Source organism: Streptomyces sp. NPDC001351 (assembly GCF_042896045.1).
GTDB lineage: Bacteria > Actinomycetota > Actinomycetes > Streptomycetales > Streptomycetaceae > Streptomyces.
The window spans coordinates 951,916-970,105 of the sequence record NZ_JBIAWS010000001.1; the positions used below are offsets into that span (position 1 = coordinate 951,916).

The 18,190-nt window shown below is 71.0% G+C and carries 21 protein-coding genes and 1 pseudogene; 12 read left to right on the forward strand and 10 right to left on the reverse strand.

Going from position 1 to position 18,190, the window contains the following annotated elements; all coding sequences use genetic code 11:
- The first annotated feature begins 109 nt into the window (after positions 1-109).
- The 3 genes from ACFY1U_RS04360 (at position 110) to ACFY1U_RS04370 (ending at position 1,909) form a co-directional block, all read left to right on the forward strand.
- A complete protein-coding gene (locus ACFY1U_RS04360) occupies positions 110-322 on the forward strand; it encodes a hypothetical protein (protein WP_390692614.1) in 213 nt (70 codons plus the stop codon).
- 36 nt (positions 323-358) lie between these two features.
- The gene (locus ACFY1U_RS04365) at positions 359-1,558 is read left to right on the forward strand and encodes a cytochrome P450 (RefSeq protein WP_390692616.1); all 1,200 of its coding nucleotides are present in this window, start codon (positions 359-361) and stop codon (positions 1,556-1,558) included.
- A 165-nt stretch (positions 1,559-1,723) separates the two neighbouring features.
- Positions 1,724-1,909 carry a hypothetical protein gene (locus tag ACFY1U_RS04370; RefSeq protein WP_344403929.1) on the forward strand — a complete coding sequence of 62 codons (186 nt, stop codon included), beginning with the start codon at positions 1,724-1,726 and terminating at the stop codon, positions 1,907-1,909.
- A gap of 21 nt (positions 1,910-1,930) precedes the next feature.
- On the opposite strand, the gene ACFY1U_RS04375 is transcribed toward ACFY1U_RS04370, so the two are convergent.
- The 3 genes from ACFY1U_RS04375 to ACFY1U_RS04385 all read right to left on the reverse strand — a co-directional run bounded on the left by ACFY1U_RS04375 (position 1,931) and on the right by ACFY1U_RS04385 (position 5,151).
- Positions 1,931-3,787 carry an ABC transporter ATP-binding protein gene (locus ACFY1U_RS04375; RefSeq protein ID WP_390692844.1) on the reverse strand — a complete coding sequence of 619 codons (1,857 nt, stop codon included), beginning with the start codon at positions 3,785-3,787 and terminating at the stop codon, positions 1,931-1,933.
- 273 nt (positions 3,788-4,060) lie between these two features.
- Positions 4,061-4,501: a hypothetical protein gene (locus ACFY1U_RS04380; RefSeq protein WP_390692617.1), complete on the reverse strand. Its 441-nt coding sequence runs from the start codon at positions 4,499-4,501 to the stop codon at positions 4,061-4,063.
- Complete coding sequence (locus ACFY1U_RS04385) at positions 4,492-5,151, reverse strand: ATP-binding protein (RefSeq protein ID WP_390692618.1); 660 nt, start codon at positions 5,149-5,151, stop codon at positions 4,492-4,494. Before ACFY1U_RS04385 ends, ACFY1U_RS04380 begins: the two co-directional genes overlap by 10 nt.
- A gap of 228 nt (positions 5,152-5,379) precedes the next feature.
- On the opposite strand from ACFY1U_RS04385, the gene ACFY1U_RS04390 reads away from it, so the two are divergent.
- The 3 genes and pseudogenes from ACFY1U_RS04390 to ACFY1U_RS04400 form a co-directional block, all read left to right on the forward strand.
- Positions 5,380-6,240: a helix-turn-helix domain-containing protein gene (locus ACFY1U_RS04390; RefSeq protein ID WP_390692619.1), complete on the forward strand. Its 861-nt coding sequence runs from the start codon at positions 5,380-5,382 to the stop codon at positions 6,238-6,240.
- The gene (locus tag ACFY1U_RS04395) at positions 6,241-6,495 is read left to right on the forward strand and encodes a DUF397 domain-containing protein (RefSeq protein WP_351469421.1); all 255 of its coding nucleotides are present in this window, start codon (positions 6,241-6,243) and stop codon (positions 6,493-6,495) included. It begins immediately after the preceding gene.
- A gap of 77 nt (positions 6,496-6,572) precedes the next feature.
- Positions 6,573-6,797 (forward strand): annotated as a pseudogene (locus ACFY1U_RS04400) (SAM-dependent methyltransferase); the annotation flags it as partial.
- Between the two features lie 117 nt (positions 6,798-6,914).
- On the opposite strand, the gene ACFY1U_RS04405 reads toward ACFY1U_RS04400, so the two are convergent.
- Positions 6,915-8,360, reverse strand: coding sequence for a PLP-dependent aminotransferase family protein (locus ACFY1U_RS04405; protein ID WP_390692620.1), 1,446 nt, complete (start codon positions 8,358-8,360; stop codon positions 6,915-6,917).
- Between the two features lie 47 nt (positions 8,361-8,407).
- Between ACFY1U_RS04405 and ACFY1U_RS04410 the strand changes: the two genes are divergently transcribed.
- Positions 8,408-8,887, forward strand: coding sequence for a carboxymuconolactone decarboxylase family protein (locus tag ACFY1U_RS04410; RefSeq protein ID WP_390692621.1), 480 nt, complete (start codon positions 8,408-8,410; stop codon positions 8,885-8,887).
- A 7-nt stretch (positions 8,888-8,894) separates the two neighbouring features.
- Here the strand turns inward: ACFY1U_RS04410 and ACFY1U_RS04415 are convergent, their stop codons facing one another.
- The 3 genes from ACFY1U_RS04415 to ACFY1U_RS04425 form a co-directional block, all read right to left on the reverse strand.
- A complete protein-coding gene (locus ACFY1U_RS04415) occupies positions 8,895-10,382 on the reverse strand; it encodes a glutamate synthase subunit beta (protein ID WP_390692622.1) in 1,488 nt (495 codons plus the stop codon).
- A 139-nt stretch (positions 10,383-10,521) separates the two neighbouring features.
- Complete coding sequence (locus tag ACFY1U_RS04420) at positions 10,522-11,001, reverse strand: DUF1772 domain-containing protein (protein ID WP_390692623.1); 480 nt, start codon at positions 10,999-11,001, stop codon at positions 10,522-10,524.
- 175 nt (positions 11,002-11,176) lie between these two features.
- Positions 11,177-11,872, reverse strand: a complete 696-nt coding sequence (locus ACFY1U_RS04425; RefSeq protein WP_390692624.1) for a DUF2293 domain-containing protein — start codon at positions 11,870-11,872, stop codon at positions 11,177-11,179.
- A 132-nt stretch (positions 11,873-12,004) separates the two neighbouring features.
- Here ACFY1U_RS04425 and ACFY1U_RS04430 point away from each other — a divergent pair, with 132 nt between their 5' ends.
- The 3 genes from ACFY1U_RS04430 (at position 12,005) to ACFY1U_RS04440 (ending at position 13,696) form a co-directional block, all read left to right on the forward strand.
- Positions 12,005-12,646, forward strand: a complete 642-nt coding sequence (locus ACFY1U_RS04430) for a uridine kinase (RefSeq protein WP_185124001.1) — start codon at positions 12,005-12,007, stop codon at positions 12,644-12,646.
- 64 nt (positions 12,647-12,710) lie between these two features.
- Positions 12,711-13,124 (forward strand): PPOX class F420-dependent oxidoreductase, encoded by a 414-nt coding sequence (locus ACFY1U_RS04435; protein ID WP_390692625.1) that lies wholly within the window; start codon positions 12,711-12,713, stop codon positions 13,122-13,124.
- Positions 13,125-13,267: 143 nt separating this feature from the next.
- Positions 13,268-13,696 (forward strand): CBS domain-containing protein, encoded by a 429-nt coding sequence (locus ACFY1U_RS04440; protein WP_390692626.1) that lies wholly within the window; start codon positions 13,268-13,270, stop codon positions 13,694-13,696.
- Positions 13,697-13,714: 18 nt separating this feature from the next.
- Here ACFY1U_RS04440 and corA read toward each other — a convergent pair whose 3' ends face one another.
- The gene (corA, locus tag ACFY1U_RS04445; protein WP_390692627.1) at positions 13,715-14,842 is read right to left on the reverse strand and encodes a magnesium/cobalt transporter CorA; all 1,128 of its coding nucleotides are present in this window, start codon (positions 14,840-14,842) and stop codon (positions 13,715-13,717) included.
- A 252-nt stretch (positions 14,843-15,094) separates the two neighbouring features.
- Between corA and ACFY1U_RS04450 the strand changes: the two genes are divergently transcribed.
- Together ACFY1U_RS04450 and ACFY1U_RS04455 are read left to right on the forward strand one after the other, a co-directional pair.
- Positions 15,095-15,889: a methyltransferase domain-containing protein gene (locus ACFY1U_RS04450; RefSeq protein ID WP_390692628.1), complete on the forward strand. Its 795-nt coding sequence runs from the start codon at positions 15,095-15,097 to the stop codon at positions 15,887-15,889.
- Between the two features lie 66 nt (positions 15,890-15,955).
- Positions 15,956-16,384, forward strand: a complete 429-nt coding sequence (locus ACFY1U_RS04455) for a VOC family protein (protein WP_390692629.1) — start codon at positions 15,956-15,958, stop codon at positions 16,382-16,384.
- Positions 16,385-16,476: 92 nt separating this feature from the next.
- On the opposite strand, the gene ACFY1U_RS04460 is transcribed toward ACFY1U_RS04455, so the two are convergent.
- Both ACFY1U_RS04460 and ACFY1U_RS04465 read right to left on the reverse strand, forming a co-directional pair.
- Complete coding sequence (locus ACFY1U_RS04460; RefSeq protein WP_390692630.1) at positions 16,477-17,031, reverse strand: methylated-DNA--[protein]-cysteine S-methyltransferase; 555 nt, start codon at positions 17,029-17,031, stop codon at positions 16,477-16,479.
- A 46-nt stretch (positions 17,032-17,077) separates the two neighbouring features.
- Entirely contained in the window at positions 17,078-17,953 is an 876-nt protein-coding gene (locus tag ACFY1U_RS04465) for a glycerophosphodiester phosphodiesterase (RefSeq protein WP_390692632.1), read from the reverse strand.
- Positions 17,954-18,190: the final 237 nt, after the last annotated feature.

Sequence of the window (18,190 nt, forward strand, 5' to 3'; positions counted from 1 at the left end):
AGCGTTTTGCCGCCAACCACGGGTGATCGGGCAGTCACGCCAAGTGGTTTCACGCTACACAGGTAGGCCGGGACGTACGTGACGAATTCGTCTGACGGGAGGCCGACCGGTGGAGCTCACGATCGACGTGGCGGTGCTGCTCGCTGTGATCATCGTCCTGCGGCTGGGGCGCCGCACGGAGGCTCGGAGCCGGAAAGACGAGAAGCTGACCGTAGCCATCGTGTTGGTGTTCGGCATTCTGGTCGCACCCACTGCCTTCGGCCAGGGTGTCTTCCACGTCGTCGGTCAACTCGCCCAGGGCGTAACGCAGTCGGGCAGGTGATCTCGTGAGAGTCCGGCCACCCATACCCTGAACCCCATGGATCCCGCCGACGGCCTCCTCGACCACCCCTACGACGTCTACCGGCGGCTGCGCGAGACCGCGCCCGTGCACCGCATCGCCGGGCCGGACGGCACCCCCGCCTGGCTCGTCACCCGCTACGACGACGTACGCGCCGCCCTCGCCGACCCACGGCTCTCGCTCGACAAACGGCATGCCACCGCGGGCACCTACAAGGGCTTCTCCCTGCCGCCGGCGCTCGACGCCAATCTCCTCAACATGGACCCGCCCGACCACACCCGGGTCCGCCGCCTGGTCGGCCGCGCCTTCACCACGCGCCGCGTCGAGCAACTCCGCACACCGATCCGCCGCACCGCCGACCGGCTCCTCGACGCGCTCGGCCCGCACGGCACCGCCGACCTGATCGCCGCCTACGCCGCGCCGCTGCCCATCACCGTCATCTGCGACCTCCTCGGCATCCCGGGCCAGCACCGCCTCGACTTCCGGATCTGGACCGACACCCTGGTCGCCCCGGCCCCGGACGCCGGACCCGAGGCCGCCAAGGAGGCGGTGGTGGCGATGCTCGGCTACTTCACCCGGCTCCTCGCGGACAAGCGCAGCGAGCCCGCCGACGACCTGCTCTCCGACCTGATCGCCGTGCGCGAGGAGGGCGACCGGCTCAGCGAGGACGAGCTGATGTCCCTCGCCTTCCTCATCCTCTTCGCCGGCTACGAGAACACGGTGCAGCTCATCGGCAACGCCGTTCTCGCCCTGCTGCAACACCCCGAGCAGCTGGCCGCCCTGCGCAAGGACCTGACCCGACTCCCGGCCGCGGTCCAGGAGTTCCTGCGCTACGAAGGCCCCGCGCTGCTGGCCATCCGGCGTTTCCCCGTGGCGGACATGACCATCGGCGGGGTCACGGTCCCCGCCGGCGAGACGGTCTGGGTGTCCCCGTCCGCCGCCGACCGCGATCCCGCCCGCTTCCCCGACCCCGACCGCCTCGACCTGACCCGCGACGCCTCCGGCCATCTCGCCCTCGGCCATGGCATCCACTACTGCCTGGGCGCACCTCTTGCCCGTGCCGAGACCGAGATCGCCGTCGCCGCCCTCCTGGAACGCTTCCCCGAACTCGCACTCGCGGACGACGACCCGCGGTGGCGCCGCTCCCTGCGCGCCCGCGGCCTGGTCGAGCTCCCGGTGACGTATACAAAGCGGCATCACGAAGAGTGCGAGGAATGAAACAGAAAGTAGTCTAAACCCGGCCGGGATCTTCACTAAGTGACCGGATCCTCACACTCCGCGGTGAACGAGTGTCAACTACGTCTCAGTCCGGCAACTGAGCGAGGCGTTCGGCCCCTGGAAGGCGTTAACTCCTACAGGTACGACGCTTTCTGGAGGTGCAGGATGGTGAACGGGCGAACAGTGCTCGAACGCTTTCCCGCGGGCGGGCCGCGGGGATCGTGGCCGGCCGAGGAGTTCGCGCATGCGCGGCGCATGGAAGGGCTGGCCGCCGAGGTCGTCATGGACCTGGCGACGGACACGTTTCTCGTGGTCGTCCGCGGCGAGGCGACCGCCGACGCGGTCGCCTGACCGCTCCGCACCGGCGCTGGCTCATCCGGCCTTCGGGACCGGCGCCGAGTACTGCTCGGCCTGGAGCGAGTACAGCTCCGCGTAGATGCCGCCGCTCGCCAGCAGCTCGTCCGGAGTGCCGGACTCCGCGAGGCGGCCCTGGTCGAGGACGTGCACCAGGTCCGCGTGGCGCACCGACGCCAGCCGGTGGGTGATCAGCACGACGGTCTGCCCGGCCGAGGCCAGGGCGCGGATCTTCTCGAAGACCTCCAGCTCGGCCCGCGCGTCCAGGGCCGCCGTCGGCTCGTCCACGACCAGGATCCGGCCGCGCCGGTAGGCGGCCCGTGCCACGCCGAGCCGCTGCCACTGGCCGCCGGACAGCTCGTGGCCGCCGTTGAACTGGCGGGCCAGCAGGGTGTCCAGGCCGCGCGGCAGATCGGCCACCACGTCCTCCGCGCCGGCCTCGGCGAGCGAGGTGGTCATGCGCTCCTCGGTCAGGGGCACGGAGGAGCGGCCGATGGCCACGTTGACGCGGGCCGTGAACGGCCAGCGCTTGAAGTCCTGGGCCACCATCGCGACCCGCTCGGCGAGCTGGTGCCGGTCCGCGCTCGCCGCGTCGACGCCGTCCCACAGGATCCGTCCGCCGTCCGGCTTGTACAGGCCCGCGAGCAGCTTGACCAGGGTGGTCTTCCCGGAGCCGTTCTCGCCCACCAGCGCGACGATCCGGCCGAGCGGCAGGGTGAGCGTGACGTCGTCGAGGGCGGGGCGGGCTGACTCGCCCGGGTAGCTGAACGTGACGTTCTCGAAGCGGATCTCCCGCGGGTCCTCGGGCAGCGGGTCGCCGCCCACCGGGATGGCCCGCTCGGCCGCCTCGACGTACAGCTTCTGCAGATCGCCCACGAACAGGGCGTCCTCGTGCAGCGAGTTGACCGCCACCACCAGGTTGTCCAGGCTGGACGAGCCCGTGCGGATCGCGATCACCGCCGTACCCGCCACGGACAGGGCCATCGCACCGGCGAGCAGCAGCCCGGCGAGGGTCGCGTACGTCGCCACGCTCGCGAGGCCCGTCCAGGCCGACGCGATCACCCCGGTGCGCGCCGCCAGCCGGGCCAGCCGCGCCTGCTCGGCTTCCGCCGTCTCCGCCATGGCGCGGTAGTGCCGCAGCAGGAAGGGACCGACCCCGTGCACCCTGATCTCGGGCGCCGCCGCCGGTTCGGTGAGCAGACCGCTGAGCAGATAGCCCGCTCGGGCATGCTGCACCCAGGTGTGCCAGGACTCGTAGCGCCGCCGGGCGTTCGTCAGCGCGCTCCACGCCGTCGGCAGCGTCATCGTCGCCAGCAGTGGGAGCAGGACGGGGTGCAGCACGGTCAGCACGCCCGCCGCCGCGATCAGCGAGATCAGCGCGCTCACCACACGTGTGGCGTACGAGATCATCCGTCGCGCCGAACCGGCCCCGTACTGCGCGGTGTCCAGCAGCTTGTGGAAGGCGTGGTCCTCGATCGCGGCCAGCTCCACGGCCGCCGCCCGCTCCAGATACAGCTCGGTCGCGACCCGCTCCACCTTGGGTTCGAGGCGTCCGGTCGCATACGTCGACGCCCCCCGCAGCAGCGCCCCGAGCAGCGCCACGGCGGCCATCGCGGCCAGCACCGGTACGGCGTCGCGCAGCCGGTCCCCGATCGCACCGCCGGTGATCAGCCGCCCCAGCACGCTGTTCATGGCGAGCAGACCCACCGCCTGGGCCACACCCCGGCCCGCCTCGGCCGCCAGGACGATCCGCGCCGCCTGCCGGTCGGCCTGCCAGGCGAGCCGGAAACTGGAGCCCAGCAGGGCCGGCAGCCGCGTCACCATGGCCCGGAAGTTCAGCTCCATGAACGCGTCCCGGTGCTGGTTCCAGCCCAGGTCGTAGCGCAACGGCCCGCCGAAGAGCAGCTGTTCCGACTCGGAGACCTCGGGCGGGCCCTCGCCGCGCTTCTTCCCCCGCCCACCCGGGTTCTGCGTCTTCTTCCGCCCGCCCGACCCCTGTGATTCCGCCACCGTCGGCCTCCCCCGATCCACGTCGACGAACGGCCACTATCGCGGGACCGGACCCCGCGGGGGAGAGCGCGTGGCGCCGCGGGACGAGCGCGCGGGCGTACGCCCTGCGGGGGTGCGATGTTTACGCAACCACGCGGGTCATGCGACGGCCGGCCGCGACCACGTCGGAGTCGTCCCCGTCACCCGGCACAGCGCCAGATACAGCGGGATCGGCGGGGTGTAGGGGAGTGTGCCGGCCGGCCGGTGGATGAGGTCGGGGACCGCCGGGGCGTCCGGAACTAGCGCCCCGGCGGCGTACTGCGCGGGCGTCGGCCACTGAAGTGCGTAGTCGGAGTCGGACGGGACGAGCCACCACCAGTGCGCCGCGTCGGCGTACACGCACCCCACGCGCGGCAGCCGGGACAGCACCAGCGGGCCGAAGCGGGCGGGCACCTCCACGGCGTCGCAGCCCAGCGGGGCCGTCATGCCGTCCGGCACCGGCAGCCGCCGGGGCGTGCCCGGCGTGCGCGCCCCGCGCCCGAGGCGGACCAGCGTGTCCAGGGTCAGCACCCGGCCGCCGGACGCAGCGCTCACCGCCATGCGGCCCCCGTCCCGTGCTGCCCGTGAGGTGCGTCCCCACCGCGTGGTGCGGCCGCCTCGTCCTCGTCACCCGAACCACCGGCCGGACCCGGCTTGGGACGGGCACCCCAGCCCAGGTCGTTGTACGGCCCGTTGGCCTGTGTGCAGGGCCCGCAGTCATGGTGGGGAGTGCCGGCCTTGCGCGGAAGCTCCGCCCAGACCAGCAGCCCCGGACCGTGTTCATGGGCGCCCCATGCGTCGCACAGCGCGTCGATGAGGAGCAGCCCCCTCCCGTGCTCCTCCTCGGGCCGCGCCCGCGACGCATGGGGCGCACCCGGGGAGCAGCCCTCGTCACCCACGGCTATGCGCACCAGTTCGTCGCCGTCGTGCAGCTCGCAGACGATGTGGCTGCTCGCCGTGTGCACAAGGGCGTTGGTGACCAGCTCGGAGATGACCAGAGCCGCGGTGTCGCAGATGTCCTCGCACACCGACCAGACGTTCAGCCGGGCCCTCGTCAGGCGTCTGGCCTGCGCCGGAGAAGCCGGGTGCGCGGCCAGCTCGAAGCGGAACCGGCGCTCGGCAGGGGTCCCCGCGTGGCGTGCACCGAGGCTGTGGGGGCGGCCTTCGGTGGCGTCTGTTCCTAAGGGCGCGGACGGAATCACGCTTGCCACTATCGCCCCGGCGTGAACACTTGGCAAGTGTCACTCTGAAAATTGCAGAGTGCCTGTGACGGTGTGGAAGGCCGTGGCACACTGCTCGCAACAGCACGTCACACGGCGCCAGTTGGGATCGACGGAGATCCGTACGAAACGGTACAGATCTCCGAATAGGTCTTCGAATGGCGCCGTATGGCTGTCAGCATGCTTTTTTGGACTCTGAGCGGCCACGGGAGGTGGAGGGTGAGCGAACCGCGGTCCGCGCCGACGGTCGGTCAAGTCGTCCTCGGCCGCCGTCTGCTGGACCTGCGGGAGCACGCCGGACTCAAGCGCGAGGAGGCCGCCCGCATCCTCCGGGTCGCCCCCGCCACCGTCCGCCGCATGGAGATGGCCGAGGTCGCCCTCAAGATCCCGTACCTCCAGCTGCTCCTGAAGTCCTACGGGGTCTCCGAGGAGGAGACCGAGGTCTTCGTGCAACTGGCCGAGGAGGCCAACAGACCCGGCTGGTGGCAGCGGTTCCACGACATCCTGCCCGGCTGGTTCTCCATGTACGTCAGCCTCGAGGGTGCCGCGAGCCTCATTCGCTCCTACGACCCGCACTTCGTCCCCGGTCTGCTGCAGACCGAGGACTACGCCCGCGGAGTCCTGCGGTCGGGCGCGATCGGCCAGACCAGCCCCGAAGACATCGAGCGCCACGTCGCCCTGCGCATACAACGCCAGGAACTGCTCACCCGTCAGGATGCGCCGCGCTTCTGGGCCGTCCTGGACGAGACCGCACTGCGCCGCCCGGTCGGCGGCCCGGAGGTGATGCGTGCCCAGATCGACAGACTGCTCGAGGCCACGAAGCTGTCCAATGTGACCGTGCAGGTCGCGCCCTTCGCGGGCGGCCCGCACCCCGGTACGTACGGGCCCTTCGTGCTGTTCCGATTTGCCATGTCAGAACTGCCGGACATGGTCTACAGCGAGTACCTGACCGGCGCCGTCTATCTCGACGCGCGCGCCGAGGTGGCCACCCATCTCGAGGTCATGGACCGCATGGCGGCGCAGGCCGCTACGGCACATCGCACGAAGGAGATCCTCGAGGATCTCCGCAAGGAGCTGTGAATGGATCGCATCAAGGCGCGGGGCCGCGTCTACAACGGCATGCCCGCACGGGAGTTGGGCAGCGAGGGCTGGCTCAAGCCGTGGAGCGGCGGCAACGGCGGCAACTGCCTGGAGGCGATGAAGCTGGCGGACGGCCGGATCGCCGTCCGTCAGTCCACCGACCCGGACGGGCCGGCGCTCATCTACACCACCGACGAGATGACGGCGTTCATCGAGGGCGCCAAGGCGGGGGAGGCGGACTTCCTGCTGTCGTGACCTGTTGGTCCGGCGCCTGCTCGGACACTTGATCAACTGCCCGTCCTGATGGTGAACCAAGTCTTGATTGCGAACTGATGGATCATCAATTAATGGTTGAGATCGACACCGGCAAGCCGCACCCCGCCCGGATGTACGACTAGTACTTCGGCGGCAAGGACACCCACCCGGTGGACGAGGCCATGGGCCGCCGCATGCCAGCCCTCGACCCACGGGTGCCGGTGACGGCGCGGGTCAACCGGGCGTTCCTGCACCGCGCCACGCAGTGGATGGCCCGGCACGGGGTACGGCAGTTCCTCGATACGGCGCGGCCGAAGCAGCTCAAGGCCACGGGCGTCACCCTGGCACTGCGCTCCCGCGCGGAGTTCACGCGCGGTGCCGCAGCTGTGGCATCCCGAGCTGGGGGAGCCGGTGCCGGGTCAGGACGACGGGGTACGCGGCTCGTCCGCTTCCGGCGGCAGCGCCCCGCACAGCGCCTCCAACGCCGCCCCGTACGCATGCTCGGAGGGCGTCGCGTACCCCACGACCAGGCCGTCCTGGGCCGCCGTGTCCGCCGCCGGATGACGGAATTCGGCCAGTCCGTCCAGGGCGACGCCCTGCCAGGCGGCGGCCTTGACGGCGGACCGTTCCGTGCCGGGCGGCAGCCGCAGCACCGCGTGCAGGCCCGCCGCGACCCCGGTGACCTCGATGTGCGGCGCGTGCTCGGCGAGCGCCGCGGCGAGGCGGTCGCGGCGGCTGCGGTACCGCTGCCGCATGCGCCGCACATGACGGTCGTACGAGCCGGAGACGATGAAGTCGGCGAGGCTCAGCTGGTCGAGGACGCTCGCCCACGCCTCGCGCTCGCCCTTGGCCGCGAGCACACCGTCCACATACCGCCCGGGCAGCACCATCCAGCCCAGCCGCACGGCCGGCGACAGGCTCTTGCTGACCGAGCCGATCAGGATCACCCGCTCGGGGTCGAGCCCCTGGACCGCCCCGACGGGCCTGCGGTCGTAACGGAACTCCCCGTCGTAGTCGTCCTCCACGATCACCCCGCCACGCGCGCGTGCCCAGTCCACCACCGCGGCCCGGCGTTCCGCGTGCAGCGGACCGCCGGTGGGGAACTGGTGCGCGGGCGTGAGCAGAACGGCCCGCTCCCGCGCCAGCCGGTCCACCCGTGCCCCCTGTTCGTCCAGGGGGAGCGGCACGGTCCGCACGCCCGCGGCCGCGAGCAGCTCACGGTGGAACGGCAGCCCGTACGCCTCGACGGCCAGCGGTCCGGCGAGGCCCCGGTCCGGGCCGCCGAAGAGCAACCGCAGCCCGTGGGCGAAACCGGAGCAGATCACGATCCGGTCCGGCTCGGTGCGCACACCACGCGCGCGTGCCAGATACTCCGTGAGCGCCTCCCTGAGCTCGATCCGGCCGGCGGGATCTCCGGGGCCGAACACCTCGTTGGGTGCCTGCTGCAGGGCCCGCCGATAGGACGCCATCCAGGCCGCACGCGGGAACGCGGACGCGTCCGGGGTGCCCTGGCGCAGATCGTGGCGTGGGCCACGCGCGCGTGGAGGTGCCTCTCGGGGCGTCCGCTCGGACTGCCGCAGGGGTTCGGCACGGTCTGCCACCCGGGTGCCCGAGCCCTGCCGGGCGCTCAGCCAGCCCTCCGCGACCAGCTCCGCGTACGCGTCGGCCACCGTGTTGCGGGCGACACCGAGGTCGGCGGCGAGCGAGCGGTACGGCGGCAGCCGGGTGCCAGGAGCAAGCCGGCCCTCCCGTACGGCGTCGCGCAGCGCCCCGATGAGCGCGGCCCGCCGCCCACCCGCCTCGGCCAGCTCCAGATGCAGGTCGGCCCCGATCCGCTCGGCGGAATTGACCCATGTTTTCGCCATGGAAGTGCACCCTAGCGTGGGTCTTTCCGCCGCATAGGTTGAAGGACATGACGACGAACACGACGCACATCACGACGGCTCGCCTGGACTTCGCGAAGTCCGCTCCGAAGGTCTTCCGTGCCCTCATCGGCTTCGACGCCGCCGCCCGTGAGGGACTCGACCCGGCCCTCGTCGAACTGATCCAGATCCGGGCCTCGCACCTCAACCACTGCGCATACTGCCTGCACATGCACACCAGCGACGCCCGCAAGGCCGGCGAGAGCGAGGACCGGCTGCACATGGTGGCCGTCTGGCGCGAGGCCCGCCACTTCTTCACCGAACGGGAACAGGCCGCCCTCGCCCTGACGGAGGCGGTGACACTGGTGGCCGACGCCGGCGTCCCGGACGAGGTCTACGCGCGGGCCGCAGCCCATTTCGACGAGCAGGAACTGGCCCACGTTCTCGCCCTGATCCTCACGATCAACACCTGGAACCGGGTGGCCCTCTCGACGGGCAAGGTGGCGGGGACGGACGAGCGGCGCCGTTAGCCGGTCGCTACACCGTCATCGGACGGTCGTACGGCCCAATGGGCGCCGGCAGCTGCGAACTCCCCGTCAGATAACGGTCGACGGCCGCCGCCACCGCCCGCCCCTCCGCGATCGCCCACACGATCAGCGACTGCCCCCGTGCGGCGTCCCCGGCCGCGAACACACCGGACACGTTCGTCGCGAACCCCGCATCCCGGGTGATCGTCCCGCGGGGCTCCATCGCCAGCCCCAGCTGGTCGACGAGCCCGTCCTGACGGTCGGGGCCCGAGAAGCCCAGGGCGAGCAGCACGAGGTCGGCGGGGAGCGTCCGGCCGGTGCCGGGCCGTGGACGCCGGGCCGCGTCCACCTCTACCAGGTGCAGCGACCGCACATGCCCGCTCTCGTCGCCGGTGAAGCGGAGCGTGGACGCCGCGAACAGCCGCGCGTCCGCGTCCGCCGCCGGCGCCGTCTCCAGATCCCGGGCCTCCTCGTGTGCGGCCGACAGCCGGTAGATCTTCGGGTACGTCGGCCAGGGCTCGGCGTCCTCGTCGCGCTCGGCGCCGGGCTGGGCGTAGATGTCCAACTGGGTGACGGACGCGGCCCCTTCGCGTACCGCGGTCCCCAGGCAGTCCGCCCCGGTGTCACCGCCGCCGACGATGACGACGTGCTTCCCGGCGGCGGACATCGGGGAGCTCTCCACGTCCCCTTCGCACACCCGGTTGGACAGCGGCAGATACTCCATCGCCTGCTGTATCCCCGCCAACTCCCTCCCGGGCACGGGCAGTTCACGCCACGCTGTCGCTCCCGTCGCGATCACCACGGCGTCGTACCGGGCCCGCAGCTCCGCCGCCCCGACGTCCCGCCCGACCGCCGTCGACGTACGGAACTTGGTTCCCTCGGCCCGCATCTGCTCCAGCCGCCGGTCCAGATGGCGCTTCTCCATCTTGAACTCGGGAATGCCGTACCGCATCAGCCCGCCGAGCCGGTCGTCCTTCTCGTACACGGCGACCGTGTGCCCGGCCCGTGTCAGCTGCTGGGCCGCGGCCAGCCCGGTCGGCCCGGACCCGATCACCGCGACGGTCCGCCCGGACAGCCGGTCCGGCGGCCGCGGGGGCGCGAAGCCCAGCTCCCAGGCCTGGTCCGCGATGGCGGCCTCGACGTTCTTGATCGTGACCGCGGGCTGGTTGATGGCGAGCACGCACCCCGCCTCGCACGGCGCGGGACACAACCGCCCGGTGAACTCGGGGAAGTTGTTCGTGGCATGCAGCCGGTCGGCGGCCTGCCGCCAGTCGTCCCGGCTGACCAGGTCGTTCCACTCCGGTATCAGATTCCCGAGCGGACAGGCGTCGTGGCAGAACGGTATGCCGCAGTCCATACACCGGTCGGCCTGCTTGTTGATGATGGGCAGCAGCGCTCCGGGGACATAGACCTCGTCCCAGTCCTGGACCCGTTCCGCGACCGGGCGGCGGGGCCAGTCCTGGCGAGGCGTGGTCATGAATCCCTTGGGATCGGCCATGGCCGTCTTCCTTGCCTACGCATGTGACGAGCCGTGCGTCATCGGGCGGCACTCTTCCGGCCACGATACGACTCCACGGCCCCGTGCGCAGAGGGGATGGACAGCGCTTTCCGCCCCTCTTTCCGTCCTTCCGTTCCGCTCAGGTCAGCGCCAGTACATACGCCACCGCCGAACCGGCCGAGGCGACCATCCGCACGTGATTCCAGAACGTCCACTCGCGTATGTACGACGGCCAGTACGCGGCGGCTTCCGGGGTGCCCGGGTCCAGCCTGGCCAGCGTGTCGTTGCGCGGTACGTTCGCGACCATGGTCACGCCGAACGAGCCGAACAGATACAGTGCGCTGCCCACCAGCAGCTCCACCCGCCCGTCGTCCGGCCACAGCACGAACGTCACGACGGCGAGCACCGCGCACAGCACCGCCGACCCCACGAACACCATCATGAACGCCGGCATCACCGCGGTCGCGTTGATCGCGTTCATCGCGGCCACGCCCTGCGCGGGCGGGAGCGCGGCGAGCCCCCTCATCACGAACGTCGAGAATCCGCAGAACACCCCGGCCACCAGACCGGTCCCGAGCACCCCCAGCACCGTCAGCCAGAAATAGGGTCCAGCGATCATGTCGTCAACTCCCGCGTAGAGCCGAGATCTTCCCCGGCACCTCCCGTCACCACAAGTGAATTCCCGTACGAGCACAGTGACCATGGCCGAAGGGCGCGGCCACATACGCGAGCGTCCAGCCGATCCCGCCCTTTCGCCGACCGATCCCGCCCCGCACCGGCGGGCCCCGCGGGCGTCAACCGATCCCCGCCTCTTGCGAGCGCCACCCGAGCAGCACCGTCTCCACCGCCGCCCCGATCCGTCGCCGAGCCTCGTGTCGCGGTACTCCGCTCATCAGCAGCTGGTCGTACGGCGTGTCCACGTGCCGTACGGATGCCGCGACCGCCGAGACCACGGCCCCCTCGGACAGCGCCCGCCCCGCCGCGCTCCTGCCCACCCGGCCGCTGCCCCGCACCGACGCATGCGCCGCGATCGCCCGGGCCCGCTCCGCCGGGCATCCGGGAAACAGCCGTCGTATCTCCGCCGCGAACGCCTCCGTGAACCGCAGGTCCTCCGCGATCCGCCGCCGGGCGTCCCGCACCCGGCGCCGCCGCCGCGCCTCCGCGTCCGCCAGGCACCGCTGCTCGGCCCGGGCGAGCCCCGCCTCCTCGACCAGGACGCCCTGCCGCTCGTACCGCGATTTGCGCCGGTTGAAGCGCACCACGACCGCAGACAGCGCACTCTCCTCCCGTGACCGCCTTGTCAGCGCGGTGTCGCCGCGCGGCAGGAAGACCAGATGCCCGAGGTCGGCACAGTCGAGACACCGCGGTGCCCCCTCCTCGAGCACGAGCAGCGGCAACGGCCCCGCATGACACTCCCCGCAGTGCCGTCTCTTGATCGGCTGGAAGACGACAATCCCGGTGCGGGACGCAGGAGTTGCAAGACGTGCCATAGGTGTTTCCTTCCCCCCGGGGGCGCTGCGGACTACCACGAAATCGCGCCCACTGCGCCCTCGCCCTCCTCTCCTCCTCGGCGCCGCCCTTCCGTCGGCGCGAAGCGCGTCCCGGCCCTCGGCTGACGCATCATGGGCCATGTGCGACTCGAAGCGATCACCTGGGACCGGCTCGGCGACCTCCTGGCCGAGCGACTGCTCGACCTCAAGCCCGCCGACGGCAGCCCCTGGCCCCGCATCGCCTTCGACGGAGCCCCGGCAGCCCGCCCGGGAGACCTCGCCGAACGCGTCGCCGAAGCACTGCGCGTACGCGGCCGCCCCTCGCTGACCGTCGGCGCGGAGGGCTTTCTGCGGCCCGCCTCCGTCCGCCTCGAGTACGGCCACCACGACGTCGACGCCTATTACGACGGCTGGCTGGACACCGGCGCCCTGTGGCGCGAGGTCTTCGGCCCCCTCGAACCCGGCGGCGACGGACGCGTCCTGCCCGACCTGTGGGACCCGGTCACCGACCGTGCCACCCGCACTCCCTACGCCCAACTCCCGCCCGGTGGCTTTCTGCTGCTGCACGGCCCCCTCCTGCTGCGCCACTGGTTCCCCTTCGACCTGACCGTCCATGTCCTTCTCTCGCCCGGCGCCCTCCGCCGCCGCACCCCCGAGGCCGACCACTGGACACTTCCCGCCTTCGAGCGGTACGCGGACGAGACCGACCCGGCCGGCACGGCCGACGTCCTGGTGCGAGCCGACGACCCACGCCACCCGGCATGGAGGGGTTGATCCGCCGAGGAGTTGATCGGCAAACCCCCTTTTATATGCACGTGCATGCAGTTACCGTGGTGCCATGACGACCTCCCCGAGTGATCCCGTCCCCTTCGCCGACTCCGTCCGCACCCTTCTCGACGGCAAGAACTTCGCCAGCGTCGCCACCCTCGGCCCCGACGGCGCCCCGCAGAACTCCGTGGTCTGGATCAAGCGCGAGGGCGACACCGTGCTCTTCTCCTCCACCGACGGACGCCAGAAGGTGCGCAACCTCCGCCGCGACCCCCGCATCAGCCTCTCGGTCTTCGATCTCGCCGACCCCTACACCTCGGTCGAGATCCGCGGCACCGCCGAGATCCTCCCCGACGAGGACAAACAGCTCCCGTACGAGCTCTCGCACAAGTACCTCGGCATCGACCCGCCCGGTGAGAAGGACGACGAGGTCCGCGTGATCATCCGCATCGTTCCGCGGAAGATCGTGGGTTTCTCGGCCTGAGGCTTCCGGGACGGCGTTCCCCGGGCGCCCGTTACCGCCGAGTTCCGGGTGCAGGTGCCCGGCCACGCGACGACAATGTAGGGCGCCGGGACTAGCGGTGCCTTCCCGCGCCGCGCCGGCCGTCCGGCACCGGGAGGTACTCCATGACCACCGCCGGAGACATCATGCACCGCGGCGCCCAGTGGATCCCCGCCCACGAGACACTGGACCGCGCGGCCCAGCTGATGCGCGAACTGAACGTCGGGGCCCTGCCCATCAGCGACCAGAACGAGCGGCTCTGCGGAATTCTCACCGACCGCGACATCGTCATCGGCTGCGTGGCCATGGGCCACGACCCGGCCAAGGTCACCGCCGGCGAGATGGCCCACGGCACCCCCCGCTGGATCGACGCGAACGCCGACGTCGGTGACGTGCTCCGGGAGATGCAGGACCACCAGATCCGCCGGCTCCCCGTCATCGAGAACAAGCGGCTGGTCGGCATGATCAGCGAGGCCGATGTGGCCCGCCACCTGACGGAGGAGCAGATCGCCGACTTCGCGCACAGCGTGTACGCGCGGAGCACGACGCACTGACCCGCCCGACGGAGCGCCTCACAGCCAGCCGCTGCGCCGGAAACCGCGGTACAGCACCAGGCAGGCCGCCGCCATCACGCCTATGACCAGGGGGTATCCGAAACTCCAGTGCAGCTCCGGCATGTAATCGAAATTCATGCCGTACACACCGCAGACCATCGTCGGTACGGCGATCACCGCCGCCCAGGCCGTGATCTTCCGCATGTCCTCGTTCTGCGCGACCGTGACCTGCGCGAGATGCGCCTGCAGGATCGAGTTGAGCAGCTCGTCGAAGGACGCGATCTGCTCCTTCGCCCGCATGAGGTGGTCGAGGACGTCCCTGAAGTAGGCCTGTATCTCCGGGTCGACCACCCGGATCGGCCGGGTCGCCAGGTCCTCGACGGGGCGGCCGAGGGGGACCACGGCCCGCTTCAGCTCGAGGAGTTCACGCTTGAGCTGGTAGATCCGGCCGGGGTCGGCCCGCGCGCCGTTCTCCGCGAACACGTCCATCTCCACCTGGTCGATGTCCGCCTGCACCGAGTCGGTGACGAGCAGATAGTCGTCGACCACATGGTCCGCGATCGCGTGCAGCACCGCGGCCGGCCCCTTGGCGAGCTGCTGCGGCTCGGCCTCCAGGCCCTCGCGCAGCGGACCCAGCGAACCGTGCATCCCGTGCCGGACCGTGATCACGAAATCCTCGCCGACGAACACCATGATCTCGCCGGTGTTCACCACCTCGCTGGTCGCCGTCAGCTCCTCGTGCTCGACGTAGCAGACCGTCTTGAACACCGCGAACAGCGTCTCTCCGTACCGCTCCAGCTTCGGGCGCTGATGGGCCTCGACCGCGTCCTCGACCGCCAGCGGATGCAGATCGAAGAGCTCGGCGATGCCCGCGAACTCCTGGTCCGTCGGCTCGTGCAGACCCAGCCACACAAACCCGTCACCGCTTTTGCGCACCCGCTCGACGGCGTCGACCAGGTCGCTGCCCCCGGGCACCCGCACGCCGTCCCGGTATGTCACACAGTTCACCACCGAGGAGCCCAGCGGGGACCGCGCCGGGTGACTCAGGTCGACGCGTGGCCGTCGCCTGGCCAGCCGTGCCACCTTGCGCAGTCCGCCGACCCCGCTGAGGTGGGTGACCTTGCGCAGATTCCCTGCCATGGACATATGGATCTCCTTGCGTGGATCTCCGGGCTTGATACGCGGTTCGCGGTTCGCCCCCGTGGTGAGCCGCCTGTCGGTGCCTTGGCGCGCCAGTGTGCCAGGTCTGTGTAAGGGGTGGGTGAGCCTGTGGGAGCAGGGCATTCCGTTTGGTTCCCGCCTGTGGACGAAGGGGTCTGCCCACGGAACGTCTGCCCGGCTTGCCGAAGGTGACTCGTCGACGCTTCCCGCAAGCCGGGCAACTGGGATGATCGCGTCATGAAGCGATCCGACGGCTATCTCCTCGACAACCGGCAGACCGAGGCAGCAGAGCGCTTCGACGCCTTCGCCACCCTCTTCGACCCCACCACCTTCCGGCACCTCGAAAGGCTCGGCGTCGACTCCGGCCGGCGCTGCTGGGAGGTCGGTGCGGGCGGCACCTCCGTGGTGTCCTGGCTGGCCGAGAAGGTGGGCCCGACCGGACAGGTCGTCGCCACCGACATCGACACGTCGCTGCTCGCGTCCGTGTCCCGCCCGCCGGTGGACGTGCGCGTCCACGACGTGGGCGCCGAGGAACCGCCGGGCGAGGGCTTCGACCTGGTGCACGCCCGGCTGGTCCTCGTCCATGTGCCGGACCGCGAACGGGCGTTGCGTTCGATGATCAAGGCCCTGCGGCCCGGCGGGAGGCTCCTGATCGAGGATGCCGACCCCGCCCTGCAGCCCCTGGTCTGCCCCGACGAGCACGGTCCCGAGCAACGGCTCGCCAACCGTCTGCGGCACGGCTTCCGCCGGCTGCTCGCCGACCGTGGTGCCGACCTCTCCTACGGCCGCCGCCTGCCACGCCTGCTCCGCGAGGCCGGCCTGCACGGCGTCGAGGCCGACGCGTACTTCCCGATCGCCTCCCCGGCCTGCGCCGCCCTCGAGTCGGCCACGATCCGCCAGATCCGCGAGACCCTCGTCACCGCGAACCTCGCCACCGACGAGGAGATCGACCGCCACCTGGCGAACATCGAGGCCGGCGGGATGGACCTGGCCACGGCCCCGATGATCTCGGCCTGGGGGAGCAAGGAATAGTCCCGCGACCGGGACCTCCGGTCACACCCTTGCGGCCCGGGCGGAGCCGGTACCAGCCTGAAGAACATGACGGACAACGCGACACGTCTCGACCATGTCGTCCTGTGGGTGCACGACCCGGTCGCCTCGGCAGACTTCTACGAGAAGGCAGTCGGGCTGCGTCCCCTGAGGATCACCGAGTTCTCCGCGGGGAGGGCGTCGTTCCCCTCGGTACGGCTCAACGACGAAACCATCCTCGACCTCATGCCCCGTTCCATGGCGGAGCACATGAAGGTGCTCCCCGGCGCCGCCGACAGCGCGGGCCACCCCGTCAACCACGTCTGCCTCGCGCTGTCCGGCGACGACTTCGACGCCCTGCACGGCCGCCTCGAGGAACGCGCCGTCCCCGTCTCCGAGTTCTCCTACGACTCCTTCGGCGCCCGCGGAAAGGCCAGGCGCAGCTTCTACTTCCGCGACCCGGACGGAAACATCCTCGAGGCCCGGCACTACGCCTAGCGAGGTGCCCGGGCGGGCCAGCGAGGTGCCCCGGAGTCTGCTACCGCCTTCGCTTCCCGGCCACCTTCGCGCCTCCCCGGAGCCCGGGTCTCTCAGAACAGCGGCTCGGGCAGCACCCCCTCCAGCGCGAGCAGCTTGCGCTTCGTCTCCAGCCCGCCCCCGAACCCGCCGATGCCCCCGTCGCTCTCCACCACCCGGTGACAGGGCACGACCACCGGCAGCGGATTGGACCCCATGGCCACCCCCACCGCCTGGGCCGCGCCCGGCTGACCCACTCGCCCGGCCAGGTCGCCGTAGCCCACGACCGCGCCGTACGGCACTCCCGCGGCCAGTTCGCGCAGCACCTGCCGGTTGAAGCCCGAGATCAGCGACCAGTCCAGCGGCAGTTCGAAGGCGCGCCGCTCGCCCGCGAAGTACGCCTCGACCTGCCCTATCGCCTCGGCCAGCAGGGGCGAGTCGGGTGCCTCGACGGGCTCGCCGCCCAGCCGGGACGCCAACCGCTCGAGTGCCCGGTCACGCACCGCGTCCGTGGCGTGGAACACGACGTTCACCAGGCCCTCGCGGGTCGCGGCCAGCAGCAGCGGACCGATCCCGGTACCGACCACCGCCCACACGACCTGCTGCTCGTACTGCCCATCGCTGTCCATGCGCCCACCGTACGGCCCGCCACTGACAACGCCCGGAGAACGGGGCTCAGGGCGCCTGCAGCGCGGCTCGGACCACGTCGGGCTCGTTGGTGATGATGCCGTCCACGCCGTACCGGGTGACCTGCCGGGCGGTGTCGGCGTCGTTCACGGTCCATGTGAAGACGTTGAGCGGCTTCCCGTGCGGTCCCGTGAAGGCGTGCACGGCGGCGACGTAACCCGTGGAGATGGAGCCGAAGGAGGGATTGATCCCGTCGGTGAAGCGCGCGTAGGCGGGCAGCTCCGAGGCGTGCGGTGTACCGAGGAAGCTCGTCCTGACGGCGGGCTTCAGGCCGTGGACGATCCGCAGGCTGTCCGCGCTGAAGCTCTGTACGACAAGCCGGTCGGCCAGGTGCTGCGGGTCGAGCCAGCCGTCGTTGGCGAGCACCTTCAGGGTCTGCTGTTCGATGCCCGGATACAGCTCGGGATTCTTGATCTCCAGCAGCAGCTTCTGGTGGTTGTGCTCGACCCGGCGCATGTACGCGTCGAGCGTCGGCACGCGCTCGCCCGCATAGCGGCGGCCGAACCAGCTCCCCGCGTCGAGCCGTGCGATCTCGGCCGCGGTGAAGTCCTTCACCTCCCAGGACGTGCGGCAGGGGAAGACCTCCTCGACGTCGGTCGTGCGCTGCAGGCTGTCGTCGTGGATGACGACGAGCTCGCCGTCCTTGGTGCGCTGGACGTCGTTCTCCACCCAGGGGATGCCCAGCCGGGCCGCCTTGTCGATGGAGGCCAGGGTGTTCTCGGGCGCGTAGGCGGACGCCCCCCGGTGCCCGATGACCAGTGGTCGTTCGTCGACGTCGCCGGCCCGCGCGGCGGAGCCGGGCAGCAGGAGGGCGGCGGTCCCCAGGAGCGCGGTGGTGAAGGCGGCGACTGCGCGCGCGTGCATGCGTACTCCTCGCGTCGTGTGAACACGGACAGCTCAACTGTGACAGCAGAGCGTCAGCGACGGTGGGCTACAGAACGACCACACATTGAATGGAGTCGCCCAAGTCCGCTCACTGCGGCCGCACAACTGGGGCAACGACGTGTTTCTTTGCCGGAAAATCGTTCGACCATTCTGGTGGGAGTCATACTCTCTGCCTCAACCCTGACCGCTCGGGCGGTCCTGGGAGGGGGCGCATTT